Below are 13,425 nucleotides of genomic sequence, written 5' to 3'. Positions count from 1 at the left end.
CCAACTCGGCGGCATCACCTGCTTTCAAACCCGCCCAAGCGCCGGTGATGTGCTCGGTCTCGGTCGCCGCGTGGGGTGCCAAATCTTAAGCGAGACTCGGGACTTCGGCCAACCCCGACACGATACCAGTGCGCTTATCCATCGAGCGTAAATCTCATTGCTCACGAGGTTAAAAAGCTAGCCAGCGGATTAGATCCAATCATCCCTGCCAACGATTCACTGAAAAAACACAGTTTCGCCCTATTTTGCGGTTTCCAGATACCTCAAAATATGCATATTGTCTAAAAAAATACCCAGGATTGAAAATGACTGAAAGCGCACCTTTGCAACGTTATGTTTCGATGAGCCTTGGTGGATTTTACGTCTGGGATCTTCAGCAGAACCTGTTTTGGGCAGATGAAGCCTTCGCGATGATCATGGGCTTCGCTCCGGATGAGCTTGATGCCGGGTTGCCGGTGGAACGCATGATGCCACTCATCCATGAAGACGACCAGCCGCATGTGGTTCAGGGCATTAAAAATTCCGTTCTTTCCGGCGAACCGTTCGAAATGGTCTATCGCATTCGCCGTGGCGAATCCTTTGCTAAAATTACAGAAATCGGAAAATGCTACCGTTATGTTGACGGCGTTGCGACGCTTTTTAGCGGCGTCGTCTTTGATAGCCCTTGCCCGACAAATGCCGATGCATCGAATGGAAACGTCCCAGCAACGGCACTTTAGTGCACATCAAAGTGTGAGGACGTCGCAGGTGCGATCTTGCTGATGACTCAGCTGCTCCAGAATTGTCCAACAAGCAGCACCACCAGGAAAACAGTGCCGACCACCATTGCGAGTTTCAGCCTGCGAAACTGACGGACACGCCCGCCAGACCAATCATAAGCCATTGTTCAGACAACCTTTATCATTATTATTGTGTCCAAAGTCATGACTGCTTAAGCTTGCCTTAAACTGACGGCAACCATGAAAAGCTATGGGCGATTTATAAGGCCTCTGGTGGGCGTGACGAGTGACTGCGCGACGGGTGGCGATTTAAGCTGCTCACTCGAAATGCAAAATCCCGAAAATACAGGATTTCCGGGATTTTGATAGGGGAGGTTGATCGTGGTCAGCTGAGATAAGGTTGGACGTAAGGCCACACTTCGACGGCGCCATGATAGAGCATATTGAGTGCGACGTAGACGATGACAAGCAAGCCGACATACGAAATCCATTGATAACGGTGTAGAAGCTTGGCTACCAAATTGGCTGCGAGACCCATGAGCGCGATGGAGACAACAAGTCCGATGATCAACACCGTGACGTGGTCTTGCGCAGCACCAGCGACGGCAAGCACGTTGTCAAGTGACATGGAGACATCGGCGATGACGATCTGCAGGGCGGCCTGAGCGAAGGTCTTGTTGCCTTTGGTCAGGTCAACCTCTTCATTCTCGACTTCACCTGCGGTGTTGCTCTGCGCACGCAATTCGGTCCACATTTTCCAGCAAACCCAAGCCAGAAGCAGACCACCAAAAAGCTGGAGGCCGACGACGGCGAGCAACTGAACGGTTACAGCTGCAAATGTGATGCGCAGAACGGTGGCCGCGATAATGCCGACGAGGATCGCCTTTCTGCGCATATGCGCTGGCAGGCCCGCTGCGGCGAGGCCAATCACAATGGCATTGTCGCCTGCCAGAACGAGGTCAATGGCAATGACTTGAAGAAACGCCGTAAAACCGGCAGCCGTAAAAATTTCCATAGTAGGTCCCGAAGCGGATGAGAATGGGTGCCGCGGGAGAAGACGGCGAGAAGCGGATATGCGATTGCGGCGCGAGCGCGATCTGCCACCTTGTCCCCCAAAGTGTGGCCTTGCTGTCAATATGACAGGAATCACATCGACGTAAAGACTCCGTGTTCGATCATACAAGCATCCTCTACATGAAGGAGTGACGTTGACGGTGAGAGGTCCGCGCACCATATGAGGCGCATCATGTCGCTTTTGGTAGCGCAACAGGTGCGCTCGCAATTAAGTCTTGCGCATTCGCTTGCAAAGCCTTAAACGGCGACACCAAACCGGTTCGCCGGGACAACGACTTCACGTTCACAGGAAGCAATTCACATGGCAAAGAGCAAGTTTGAGCGCAACAAGCCGCACGTCAACATTGGCACGATTGGTCACGTTGACCACGGCAAGACGTCGTTGACTGCTGCGATCACGAAGTATTTCGGCGAGTTCAAGGCATACGACCAGATCGACGCTGCACCGGAAGAAAAGGCCCGCGGTATCACGATTTCGACGGCCCACGTTGAATATGAGACGCCGAACCGTCACTACGCGCACGTCGATTGCCCCGGCCACGCCGACTATGTGAAGAACATGATCACCGGTGCTGCCCAGATGGACGGCGCGATCCTGGTTTGCTCGGCTGCCGACGGCCCGATGCCACAGACCCGCGAGCACATTCTGCTGGCCCGTCAGGTTGGCGTTCCTGCGATCGTTGTGTTCCTCAACAAGGTTGACCAGGTTGACGACGAAGAGCTTCTGGAACTGGTAGAACTGGAAGTTCGCGAACTTCTGTCGTCCTACGATTTCCCAGGCGACGATATTCCAATCGTCAAGGGTTCGGCTCTTGCCGCTCTCGAAGATTCGGACAAGAAGATCGGCGAAGACGCGATCCGCGAGCTGATGGCTCAGGTCGACGCCTACATTCCAACGCCAGAGCGTCCGATCAACCTGCCATTCCTGCTGCCGATCGAAGACGTGTTCTCGATCTCCGGCCGTGGTACGGTTGTCACGGGTCGCGTTGAGCGCGGTATCGTCAAGGTTGGTGAAGAAGTTGAAATCGTCGGCATTCGCGCCACGACCAAGACGACTGTGACCGGCGTTGAAATGTTCCGCAAGCTGCTCGATCAGGGTCAGGCTGGCGACAATGTTGGCGCGCTGATCCGTGGCGTGCAGCGCGATGGCGTTGAGCGTGGTCAGATCCTGTGCAAGCCAGGTTCTGTCAAGCCGCACAAGAAGTTCATTGCGGAAGCCTACATTCTGACGAAGGAAGAGGGCGGTCGTCATACACCGTTCTTCACGAACTACCGTCCACAGTTCTACTTCCGCACGACGGATGTGACCGGTATCGTTTCGCTTCCAGAAGGCACGGAAATGGTTATGCCAGGCGACAACGTCACTGTTGAAGTCGAACTGATCGTTCCAATCGCGATGGAAGAAAAGCTGCGCTTCGCGATCCGCGAAGGCGGCCGTACCGTCGGCGCCGGCATCGTCGCTTCGATTGTTGAATAACAATCGTTAGCGATGGCGAAAGCCTGCCGACGGCACTCAAAGTAACGAAACGGCGCGCAAGCGCGGTTTCGTGAACGGCGTCGGCATCGCCACTTCGATCGTCGAGTAACTCTTTCCCTTACGGGATTGATAAAACCCCGCCAGAGATGGCGGGGTTTTTTCGTTTTTGGAGACAGAGCGCACTCAAAAATGATGTGGATTCGCTCAAAAATATGCGTTTCCAACCATTCGCCTCTATATTGTCGACTATTGTCGTATAGTTTCCGCTATCGAAATTCGATTCATCGCGACGGACAGTTTCGCGATAAGAACACTCATTTATGGTATTGATGGGAGTCAATATGACCGACAAGGCACGCATTTTTATCGGCTTCGACAGCAAGGAAGTCGTTGCCTATCACGTCTTTTGCCAGAGCATTCAGGAGAAGAGCTCTATTCCGGTTGAGTTCATGCCGATCGCGCTGAACAATCTCGAGGGCGTCTTTACGCGCGAACGCAATCAGTTGCAGTCCACCGAGTTCTCCTTTTCGCGTTTCCTGGTGCCGTATCTGTGCGACTTCGAGGGATGGGCGATCTTTGCAGATTGCGACATGCTGATGCGCACCGATATCGCCAAGCTCTGGGAGCTACGCGATGACCGCTACGCTGCGATGTGCGTGAAGCACGACTATGTGCCGAAGGTCGAAACCAAGTTTTTGGGTCAGACCCAGACGAAATATGAAAAGAAGAACTGGTCCAGCTTCATTCTCTTCAACAACGCCAAGTGCAAAACCCTGACGAAGGACTATGTCAACACGGCCACAGGTCTCGAGCTGCACCAGTTCAAGTGGCTGGAATCGGAAGAGCTGATCGGCGAAATTCCGAAGACTTGGAACTGGCTCGTCAATGAGTATGAGCACAATGAGCAGGCCGACAACGTCCACTTCACCGATGGTGGGCCGTATTTCGACGAATACAAAGACGACGATTATGCCGAAGAGTGGTTCGCCACCCGCGAGCGCGTGTTGTCAGTCGTCCAGCGCGCCTGATGGCGAAGAGAGTGAGTGCGCCTTACGGCGCATTCGCCCGCATCATTTCCGTTTGAACAGATACAGGACGCGTTTGACCTGCCGTTGCCATTTGGTGAGATCCCACAGCTTGGAAACTCTTCTTTCCAAGCCAGTGAAGCGATTTCCCAGCACCTGAGCTGCCGCCAGCGCGATCTCTCCCTGATTGAATTCGGGAAACTGCCGGCTGACGTTCGAAAGCCAGTCCTGCGACGTCGCCGTATCGCTTTCCTGCAATCGCACGATACGTTTATTCTTGGCGAAGAGGGAAAGGACCGTCTGTTCGAATGTCCAGTCGTGCTCGGCATACATATTGAATTTCGTCCCGGCGACACCGGTAAATCCACACAGAACGACTTTTGTATCGGGTCGTGATTCGATCAGCCACAATGCGAGCGCGAACCCCGTCGTCGGCATCCGTCCGGCAGGATAAAAATTGTCAAAAGTATAATCGAAATCAATGATATATGGAACGAGATCGCTGCGGCGTGGCGAGAGAGGCCTGCTGTCTTCGATACCGACCTTCTCTGCCAGTATGCCAACCTCGGCCTTGACGCCTTGTGGGAAAAAACTGCGGGCGCTGTCGAAATGCTTTTGTGATTTGAAGAACCGTTTACCGCCAGCCACCATTCGGTGACATAAGACGGCGTCGCGTGGAAATGGCGCACTCAAGACTTTGGCGCAGCCCGTGAAAAACACAAAAAGAGTATCGGAAGGCAGGGCGTTGACGATCGTGTCGATATTGACGCTCTCGCTGTTGGCGACCAAGGCAATTGTACCATATCGTTCCACGAGGGCTTCGAATGCCTGAGGTTCCTGCACGTCAGATGTCTGGAGCATAATGGCTCCCCCTATAGAATGCCATGAATATGAAACAAGAGCTTATCCTTTCGGGCTCTTCTGCGATGTGAATAGCAAAAAAAACACTTGCCAATCAAGATTCGTAGCCTTAAACGAGCGTCAAGAACAGCGGTGGATCGAGAGTTCCACCGAATTGTTCTAATTTAGGGGTATAGCTCAGTTGGTAGAGCGGCGGTCTCCAAAACCGCAGGTCGTAAGTTCGAGCCTTACTGCCCCTGCCATCCTCATTCGCAAGCGCGGGGCATCGCTGCATGGCATGTGAGGTGCCGGTTTACCGGTGAAATTCGCCGAATGTCGTTTTTCTCTTGTGAAAGAGGGAATCGGTGTTTATGTAGGACAAAATAGACACGCGGTGCGTGGGGTCGATTATTTCGACTTTACGTGCCGTAATTGCGTGGGCAGTCAATGGCATCCAAAACCAATCCGTTTACGTTTTTGCAGCAGGTTCGCGCCGAGACGTCGAAGATCACTTGGCCGTCGCGCCGCGAGACGATGATTTCCACGGCCATGGTTTTGGTTATGGTCGTTTTTGCGGCACTGTTCTTCTTTGCGGCGGACCAGCTCATTGGCTGGTTGCTCAGTCTCGTTCTGAGCTTTGGCCGGTAACGAATTGAGCGGAGAGTAAAGATGGCAGCGCGTTGGTATATCGTTCAGGCGTATTCGAATTTCGAGAAGAAGGTCGCCGAGTCGATTGAGGAAAAGGTCCGCCAAAAGGGCCTTGATCACCTCTTTGAGAAAATTCTCGTTCCGACTGAAAAGGTCGTCGAGGTGCGTCGTGGTCGCAAGGTCGATAGCGAGCGTAAGTTCTTTCCAGGTTATGTGCTGGTGCGCGCAAACCTGACAGATGAGGCCTATCACCTCATCAAGAATACGCCCAAGGTCACGGGTTTTCTGGGTTCGGATAACAAGCCTGTTCCTATTCCTGATTCGGAAGCAGACCGTATTCTCGGTCAGGTTCAGGAAGGCGTCGAACGTCCGAAGTCTTCCGTCTCCTTTGAGGTCGGCGAACAGGTTCGCGTCTCCGATGGCCCGTTTGCATCCTTCAACGGCGTTGTTCAGGATGTTGACGAAGAGCGTTCGCGCCTCAAGGTGGAGGTCTCGATCTTTGGTCGCGCAACACCTGTCGAGCTTGAATATGCTCAGGTCGAAAAAGTCTGATCAAGTTTGAGGGGTGCCTAGGCGCTCTTCATGTGTCACATCGGGAAAAGCGGGCAAATGCCTGTGTTATAAGCTGATGTGAAGCGGCATTGCCGCAAAGCCGCGTGGAAGATTGTCTGGCTCTTAGCCGGGGCAGGGATCGCACCACGCAACCGCAGCCGCCGGTTTCACCGGCATATGAGCCGGGAAACCGGTTCGATTTGAAAGGCAGAGAGATATGGCTAAGAAAATTGCAGGCCAGCTCAAGCTTCAGGTCAAGGCAGGATCGGCAAACCCGTCCCCGCCAATCGGCCCGGCGCTTGGTCAGCGTGGCGTTAACATCATGGAATTCTGCAAGGCGTTCAATGCCGCCACGCAGGAAATGGAAAAAGGTATGCCGATTCCGGTCGTCATCACCTATTACCAGGACAAGTCCTTCACCTTCATCATGAAGCAGCCGCCAATGACATATTGGCTGAAGAAGGAAGCAAAGATCACTGCCGGTTCCAAGACACCTGGTAAGGGTGCCAAGGTCGGTTCCATCACCAAGGCTCAGGTCAAGACAATTGCCGAAGCCAAGATGAAGGATCTGAATGCGGCCAATATCGAAGGCGCAATGGCTATGGTTGAGGGCTCTGCCCGCGCCATGGGCCTGGAAGTGGTGGGTTGATCATGGCAAAGCTTGCAAAGCGCGTACAGAAGATCCGCGAAGGCGTTGATCCAAAGACACTTTATGTCCTGACCGATGCCATTTCGATGGTTAAGGAACGGGCTGTCGCCAAGTTTGACGAGACTGTTGAAGTTTCGATGAATCTGGGCGTCGATCCACGTCACGCAGACCAGATGGTTCGCGGCGTGGTAAACCTGCCAAATGGCACAGGCCGTGACGTTCGCGTTGCCGTATTTGCTCGTGGTGCCAAGGCTGATGAAGCCAAGGCTGCTGGTGCAGACATCGTTGGTGCAGAAGACCTGCTGGAAATTGTTCAGGGCGGCAAGATCGACTTCGACCGCGTGATCGCAACGCCTGACATGATGCCGCTCGTCGGTCGCCTCGGTAAGGTTCTCGGCCCACGTGGCATGATGCCGAACCCAAAGGTTGGTACGGTTACGATGGACGTTGCTGGAGCCGTTAAGGCTTCCAAGGGCGGTGCTGTTGAATTCCGCGTCGAAAAGGCCGGTATCGTACACGCCGGTATCGGCAAGGCTTCCTTCGATGCCAAGGCACTCGAAGAAAACATCAAGGCTTTCGCTGACGCCGTCATCAAGGCAAAGCCAGCTGGCGCCAAGGGTAACTACGTCAAGCGCGTTGCCATCTCCTCGACCATGGGTCCAGGCGTTCGCATCGAGCCTTCGTCGGTGACTGCTTAAAGAATTCGCCGCGTCTCTTTTGAGGCGCGGCAAACCAGATTTCCGGCTCGAAAGGGTCGGAAATTTCCAGGGAAACCTGGAACTCCTGTCCGAGATTGTAGGTGGCTTATTTCCTCAGGGATCTGGGCCTTAATCATTCAGCCTGCATGAGACGGGTAAGGCCCGGATTTTCGCATCCAAGGATGCTTAATAATCCGGTTCGAACCTGATGTGCCTGTGCCTGAAGCCGTTTGCGGCGACAGAGCGGGGGACAGGATCCTCAAGCGTCGCTTGAGATTTTGGGAACAGAATCTCTTGAGGCAAAGGCAAACCCGATGGGTTCACAGTTCAATGTGTTCCCATCTACTGGAGACAGACAGTGGAAAGAGCGGAAAAACGCGAATTCGTCACGGAGCTGAATGAAGTCTTCAAGGCTTCTGGTTCAGTTGTCGTGGCCCACTATGCCGGTGTCACAGTTGCGCAGATGAACGATTTTCGTTCGAAAATGCGTGCTGCTGGCGGCACCGTCAAGGTCGCGAAGAACCGCCTGGCCAAGATCGCTCTTCAGGGTACGGAGTCGGAAGGGATCATTGATCTCTTCAAGGGACAGACGCTGATTGCATACAGCACTGACCCTATGATTGCTCCGAAAGTCGTCATGGATTTCGCAAAGACCAACGACAAAGTCGTTGTTCTCGGCGGTGCCATGGGCGCAACCACGCTCAACGCCGAAGCAGTCAAGTCGCTTGCGACCCTGCCTTCGCTGGACGAGCTGCGTGGAAAGCTGCTGGGCCTCCTCAACGCCCCTGCAACACGCATCGCTACGGTTGTCGCAGCACCAGCAAGCCAGCTTGCTCGTGTGTTCTCGGCTTACTCAAAGAAGGACGAAGCCGCTTAAGGCGGTTTTTCGCTGTAATTATTCAAACCGGTTCGAACCGAATTAAAGGAACTATATCATGGCTGATCTCGCAAAGATCGTTGAAGACCTCTCTGCTCTGACAGTTCTGGAAGCCGCTGAGCTTTCCAAGCTTCTCGAAGAAAAGTGGGGCGTTTCGGCTGCTGCTCCTGTAGCTGCTGCTGCTGCTGGCGGTGCTGCTGCTGCTCCTGCAGAAGAAGAAAAGACTGAATTCGACGTTATCCTGACGGACGCTGGCGCCAACAAGATCAACGTCATCAAGGAAGTCCGCGCTATCACAGGTCTTGGCCTGAAGGAAGCTAAGGACCTCGTTGAAGGCGCTCCTAAGGCTGTCAAGGAAGGCATTTCCAAGGCTGAAGCTGCTGACCTCAAGAAGAAGCTTGAAGACGCAGGCGCCAAGGTTGACGTCAAGTAATCCTGGATTATTTTGGGGGGCGGCGCTCGCGCCGTCTCCTGATATCTTCCACCGAACTTTTTACCCAAAAGCCGCGTGAAAATGGCTTTTGGGTAATGGGTTCTTCAAGAGAATGGTTTCGAACCGCGCTGTAAAGGCAATCCGGCCTTACTGTTCGGGACGTGAAACGAGATTGAAGACACTCATTGGATTGACGGGATCGACTGGCCAGCGGTTCCCGTCCGTTGCAGGCCCGGATGCAATTTTAAAGGAGCGACGATGGCTCAGACCCTTTCGTTTAACGGTCGCAGGCGCGTACGCAAGTTTTTCGGCAAAATTCCAGAAGTAGCGGAAATGCCAAACCTCATCGAGGTTCAGAAGGCTTCGTATGACCAGTTTCTCATGGTCAAGGAGCCCGAAGGCGGGCGTCCGGACGAAGGATTGAACGCGGTCTTCAGGTCCGTGTTCCCGATCACCGACTTTTCGGGCGCGTCCATGCTCGAATTCGTGTCCTACGAATTCGAACCACCCAAATTTGACACGGAAGAATGCCGTCAGCGCGATCTGACCTACGCGGCTCCCCTCAAGGTGACGCTGCGCCTCATCGTGTTCGATATTGACGAGGATACGGGCGCGAAATCCGTCAAGGACATCAAGGAACAGTCGGTCTACATGGGCGATATGCCGCTCATGACAGACAATGGCACGTTCATCGTCAACGGCACGGAACGCGTTATCGTTTCGCAGATGCACCGTTCGCCAGGCGTGTTCTTCGACCATGACAAGGGCAAGAGCCATTCGTCCGGCAAGCTTTTGTTCGCTGCCCGCGTCATTCCTTATCGTGGTTCGTGGCTCGATATCGAATTCGACGCGAAAGATGTCGTTTACGCCCGCATCGACCGTCGCCGCAAGCTGCCAGCAACATCGCTTCTGATGGCGCTTGGCATGGACGGCGAGGAAATCCTCTCGACCTTCTATACCAAGGCAAATTATCTGCGCGACGGCGACGGCTGGCGTTTTCCATTCCAGCCAGACGTGCTGAAGGGTGCCAAGGCCATCACCGAGCTGGTTGACGCCGATACGGGCGAAGTCGTTGTCGAAGCGGGCAAGAAGCTGACACCACGTCTGATCCGTCAGCTTTCCGACAAGGGCTTGAAGTTCATCAAGGCAAGCAACGAAGATCTCTACGGCAACTATCTTGCCGAAGATATCGTCAACTACGAGACAGGTGAAATCTATCTCGAAGCCGGCGACGAAATCGATGAGAAGACGCTGAAGCTGATCGACGAATCCGGTTTCAACGAAATTCCGATCCTCAACATCGACCACATCAATGTTGGCGCCTACATCCGCAACACGCTCGCTGCAGACAAGAACGAGAACCGTCAGGAAGCTCTGTTCGACATCTACCGGGTGATGCGTCCGGGTGAGCCGCCAACCATGGATTCGGCCGAAGCGATGTTCAAGTCGCTGTTCTTCGACGCAGAGCGCTACGACCTTTCTGCCGTTGGCCGCGTGAAGATGAACATGCGTCTCGACCTCGATGCGGAAGACTCCGTGCGCACACTGCGCAAGGAAGACATTCTTGCTGTCGTCAAGATGCTGGTCGAACTGCGCGACGGCAAGGGCGAAATCGACGACATCGACAACCTCGGCAACCGCCGCGTTCGCTCCGTCGGTGAGTTGATGGAGAACCAATACCGTCTGGGTCTGCTGCGCATGGAACGTGCGATCAAGGAACGTATGTCCTCGATCGAAATCGACACCGTCATGCCGCAGGATTTGATCAACGCCAAGCCGGCAGCGGCAGCTGTTCGCGAATTCTTCGGCTCCTCGCAGCTGTCGCAGTTCATGGACCAGGTGAACCCGCTTTCGGAAATCACCCACAAGCGCCGTCTTTCGGCTCTTGGACCAGGTGGTCTGACGCGCGAGCGCGCGGGCTTTGAAGTCCGCGACGTTCACCCGACCCATTACGGCCGTATTTGCCCGATCGAAACGCCTGAAGGCCCGAACATCGGTCTGATCAACTCTCTCGCAACCTTTGCCCGTGTCAACAAGTACGGCTTCATCGAAAGCCCGTACCGCAAGATCATCGACGGCAAGGTCACGATGGAAGTGATCTATCTCTCCGCGATGGAAGAAGCGAAGTATTACGTCGCTCAGGCCAACGCTTCGATGGAAAAGGACGGTTCGTTCTCTGACGAATTCGTCGTTTGCCGTCACTCCGGCGAAGTGATGCTGGCACCACGTGACAACATCAACCTGATGGACGTGTCTCCAAAGCAGCTGGTTTCCGTTGCTGCGGCGCTTATTCCGTTCCTCGAAAACGACGACGCCAACCGTGCTCTCATGGGCTCGAACATGCAGCGTCAGGCCGTTCCACTCCTGCGTGCCGAGGCTCCGTTCGTCGGAACCGGCATGGAGCCGATCGTTGCGCGCGACTCCGGTGCTGCTATTGCGGCGCGTCGCGGTGGCGTTGTCGATCAGGTGGATGCGACCCGTATCGTTATTCGTGCGACGGAAGATCTCGATGCCGGCAAGTCCGGTGTGGATATCTATCGCCTGCAGAAGTTCCAGCGCTCCAACCAGAACACCTGCATTAATCAGCGTCCGCTGGTTTCCGTTGGTGACATTCTGAACAAGGGTGACATCATCGCCGACGGTCCTTCGACCGACCTCGGTGACCTGGCACTCGGCCGCAACGCACTTGTCGCGTTCATGCCCTGGAATGGTTACAACTACGAAGACTCCATTCTGATGTCCGAGCGCATCGTCTCCGACGATGTGTTCACGTCCATCCACATCGAAGAATTCGAAGTGATGGCGCGCGACACCAAGCTTGGTCCTGAAGAAATCACGCGCGATATTCCGAACGTTTCGGAAGAAGCGCTGAAAAACCTCGACGAAGCCGGTATCGTTTACATCGGTGCGGAAGTTCAGCCGGGCGATATTCTCGTCGGCAAAATCACACCGAAGGGCGAAAGCCCGATGACACCGGAAGAAAAGCTTCTGCGCGCCATCTTCGGTGAGAAGGCATCCGACGTTCGCGATACCTCCATGCGCATGCCTCCGGGCACGTTCGGTACCGTCGTTGAAGTTCGCGTTTTCAACCGTCACGGCGTCGAAAAAGACGAGCGTGCGATGGCCATCGAGCGCGAGGAAATCGAACGTCTTGCCAAGGACCGTGATGACGAACAGGCCATTCTGGATCGTAACGTTTACGGTCGTCTGATCGAGATGCTGCGCGGACAGGTTTCCATTGCCGGTCCGAAGGGCTTCAAGAAGGGCGTGGAACTTTCAAACGCCGTCGTATCTGAATATCCACGCTCGCAGTGGTGGATGTTTGCCGTGGAAGACGAGAAGGCTCAGTCCGAGCTGGAAGCGCTTCGTGGCCAGTACGACGAGTCCAAGTCGCGCCTTGAACAGCGCTTCATGGATAAGGTCGAGAAGGTTCAGCGCGGCGACGAAATGCCTCCGGGCGTCATGAAGATGGTGAAGGTCTTTGTCGCTGTGAAGCGCAAGATCCAGCCGGGCGACAAGATGGCTGGCCGTCACGGTAACAAGGGCGTTGTCTCGCGTATCGTACCGGTTGAAGACATGCCGTTCCTGGAAGATGGCACACATGTCGATATCTGCTTGAACCCGCTGGGCGTGCCTTCGCGCATGAACGTCGGCCAGATTCTCGAAACGCATCTCGCATGGGCTTGCGCCGGTATGGGCAAGAAAATCGGCGATATGCTCGACGAGTATCACAAGTCGCTGGATATCACCGACCTGAAGCGCGAGCTGACGGAAGTATATGCCTCGGAAGCCAAGGACGAAGTCGCTCACTTCGACGACGAGTCTCTGATCCGTCTTGCGGAGCAGTCCAGGAAGGGCGTTTCGATTGCAACGCCGGTCTTTGACGGCGCGCATGAGCCTGACGTTGCTCAAATGCTGACAAGAGCCGGTTTGCATGACTCCGGTCAGTCTGTTCTGTACGATGGCCGTACCGGTGAAACCTTCGACCGTAAGGTCACCGTCGGTTACATGTACATGATCAAGCTGAACCACCTTGTCGACGACAAGATCCACGCTCGCTCGATCGGTCCTTACTCGCTCGTTACCCAGCAGCCGCTGGGCGGCAAGGCGCAGTTCGGTGGTCAGCGCTTCGGGGAAATGGAAGTCTGGGCTCTGGAAGCTTACGGCGCCGCCTACACGCTGCAGGAAATGCTCACCGTCAAGTCTGACGACGTGGCGGGCCGCACCAAGGTTTACGAAGCGATCGTCCGTGGTGACGACACCTTCGAAGCCGGTATTCCTGAAAGCTTCAACGTTCTCGTCAAGGAAATGCGCTCGCTGGGTCTCAGCGTCGAACTGGAAAATTCCAAGCTCGATGAAGTCGGCGTGGCGGATCAACTGCCTGACGCGGCGGAATAAGAAACACGAAGGGCAGGCACTTTAAAAGGTGCCTG

General features: G+C 54.7%; 12 protein-coding genes and 1 tRNA gene. 11 read left to right on the top strand and 2 right to left on the bottom strand.

The window, feature by feature from the left end; translation table 11 throughout:
- Positions 1–245 precede the first annotated feature (245 nt).
- Positions 246–719, top strand: a complete 474-nt coding sequence (locus GGQ73_RS20655) for a PAS domain-containing protein (RefSeq protein ID WP_183897662.1) — start codon at positions 246–248, stop codon at positions 717–719.
- A 385-nt stretch (positions 720–1,104) separates the two neighbouring features.
- Here the strand turns inward: GGQ73_RS20655 and GGQ73_RS20650 are convergent, their stop codons facing one another.
- Positions 1,105–1,734: a TerC family protein gene (locus tag GGQ73_RS20650; protein ID WP_183897661.1), complete on the bottom strand. Its 630-nt coding sequence runs from the start codon at positions 1,732–1,734 to the stop codon at positions 1,105–1,107.
- Between the two features lie 360 nt (positions 1,735–2,094).
- Between GGQ73_RS20650 and tuf the strand changes: the two genes are divergently transcribed.
- Both tuf and GGQ73_RS20640 read left to right on the top strand, forming a co-directional pair.
- Entirely contained in the window at positions 2,095–3,270 is a 1,176-nt protein-coding gene (tuf, locus tag GGQ73_RS20645) for an elongation factor Tu (protein ID WP_174152652.1), read from the top strand.
- A gap of 341 nt (positions 3,271–3,611) precedes the next feature.
- Positions 3,612–4,298: a glycosyltransferase family protein gene (locus GGQ73_RS20640; protein WP_183897660.1), complete on the top strand. Its 687-nt coding sequence runs from the start codon at positions 3,612–3,614 to the stop codon at positions 4,296–4,298.
- A 42-nt stretch (positions 4,299–4,340) separates the two neighbouring features.
- Here GGQ73_RS20640 and GGQ73_RS20635 read toward each other — a convergent pair whose 3' ends face one another.
- Positions 4,341–5,156 (bottom strand): hypothetical protein, encoded by an 816-nt coding sequence (locus GGQ73_RS20635; protein ID WP_183897658.1) that lies wholly within the window; start codon positions 5,154–5,156, stop codon positions 4,341–4,343.
- Between the two features lie 166 nt (positions 5,157–5,322).
- Between GGQ73_RS20635 and GGQ73_RS20630 the strand changes: the two genes are divergently transcribed.
- The 8 genes from GGQ73_RS20630 (at position 5,323) to rpoB (ending at position 13,390) form a co-directional block, all read left to right on the top strand.
- A tRNA-Trp gene (locus tag GGQ73_RS20630) sits at positions 5,323–5,398 on the top strand.
- Between the two features lie 184 nt (positions 5,399–5,582).
- Positions 5,583–5,783, top strand: coding sequence for a preprotein translocase subunit SecE (secE, locus tag GGQ73_RS20625; protein ID WP_174152655.1), 201 nt, complete (start codon positions 5,583–5,585; stop codon positions 5,781–5,783).
- Between the two features lie 21 nt (positions 5,784–5,804).
- On the top strand, positions 5,805–6,335 hold the full coding sequence (gene nusG / locus GGQ73_RS20620) for a transcription termination/antitermination protein NusG (RefSeq protein ID WP_174152656.1): 531 nt from the start codon (positions 5,805–5,807) through the stop codon (positions 6,333–6,335).
- Between the two features lie 217 nt (positions 6,336–6,552).
- A complete protein-coding gene (gene rplK, locus GGQ73_RS20615) occupies positions 6,553–6,984 on the top strand; it encodes a 50S ribosomal protein L11 (RefSeq protein WP_174152657.1) in 432 nt (143 codons plus the stop codon).
- A 2-nt stretch (positions 6,985–6,986) separates the two neighbouring features.
- Positions 6,987–7,682, top strand: a complete 696-nt coding sequence (gene rplA / locus GGQ73_RS20610; protein ID WP_111841239.1) for a 50S ribosomal protein L1 — start codon at positions 6,987–6,989, stop codon at positions 7,680–7,682.
- Positions 7,683–8,040: 358 nt separating this feature from the next.
- Positions 8,041–8,559 carry a 50S ribosomal protein L10 gene (rplJ, locus tag GGQ73_RS20605; RefSeq protein ID WP_174152658.1) on the top strand — a complete coding sequence of 173 codons (519 nt, stop codon included), beginning with the start codon at positions 8,041–8,043 and terminating at the stop codon, positions 8,557–8,559.
- Positions 8,560–8,617: 58 nt separating this feature from the next.
- A complete protein-coding gene (gene rplL / locus GGQ73_RS20600) occupies positions 8,618–8,992 on the top strand; it encodes a 50S ribosomal protein L7/L12 (protein WP_174152659.1) in 375 nt (124 codons plus the stop codon).
- Between the two features lie 258 nt (positions 8,993–9,250).
- A complete protein-coding gene (gene rpoB, locus GGQ73_RS20595; RefSeq protein ID WP_174152660.1) occupies positions 9,251–13,390 on the top strand; it encodes a DNA-directed RNA polymerase subunit beta in 4,140 nt (1,379 codons plus the stop codon).
- Positions 13,391–13,425: the final 35 nt, after the last annotated feature.

This window comes from Rhizobium skierniewicense (assembly GCF_014196515.1).
GTDB lineage: Bacteria > Pseudomonadota > Alphaproteobacteria > Rhizobiales > Rhizobiaceae > Agrobacterium > Agrobacterium skierniewicense.
Note: the sequence above shows the minus strand (reverse complement) of the source record. Positions and strands in the feature narration are given on the sequence as shown.

Coding starts and splice junctions, on each gene's coding strand:
- GGQ73_RS20635 (WP_183897658.1), bottom strand. CDS start 5,156: ATGCTCCAGACATCTGACGTGCAGGAACCTCAGGCATTCGAAGCCCTC.
- tuf (WP_174152652.1), top strand. CDS start 2,095: ATGGCAAAGAGCAAGTTTGAGCGCAACAAGCCGCACGTCAACATTGGC.
- rplL (WP_174152659.1), top strand. CDS start 8,618: ATGGCTGATCTCGCAAAGATCGTTGAAGACCTCTCTGCTCTGACAGTT.
- secE (WP_174152655.1), top strand. CDS start 5,583: ATGGCATCCAAAACCAATCCGTTTACGTTTTTGCAGCAGGTTCGCGCC.
- nusG (WP_174152656.1), top strand. CDS start 5,805: ATGGCAGCGCGTTGGTATATCGTTCAGGCGTATTCGAATTTCGAGAAG.
- GGQ73_RS20650 (WP_183897661.1), bottom strand. CDS start 1,734: ATGGAAATTTTTACGGCTGCCGGTTTTACGGCGTTTCTTCAAGTCATT.
- rplK (WP_174152657.1), top strand. CDS start 6,553: ATGGCTAAGAAAATTGCAGGCCAGCTCAAGCTTCAGGTCAAGGCAGGA.
- GGQ73_RS20640 (WP_183897660.1), top strand. CDS start 3,612: ATGACCGACAAGGCACGCATTTTTATCGGCTTCGACAGCAAGGAAGTC.
- rplA (WP_111841239.1), top strand. CDS start 6,987: ATGGCAAAGCTTGCAAAGCGCGTACAGAAGATCCGCGAAGGCGTTGAT.
- rpoB (WP_174152660.1), top strand. CDS start 9,251: ATGGCTCAGACCCTTTCGTTTAACGGTCGCAGGCGCGTACGCAAGTTT.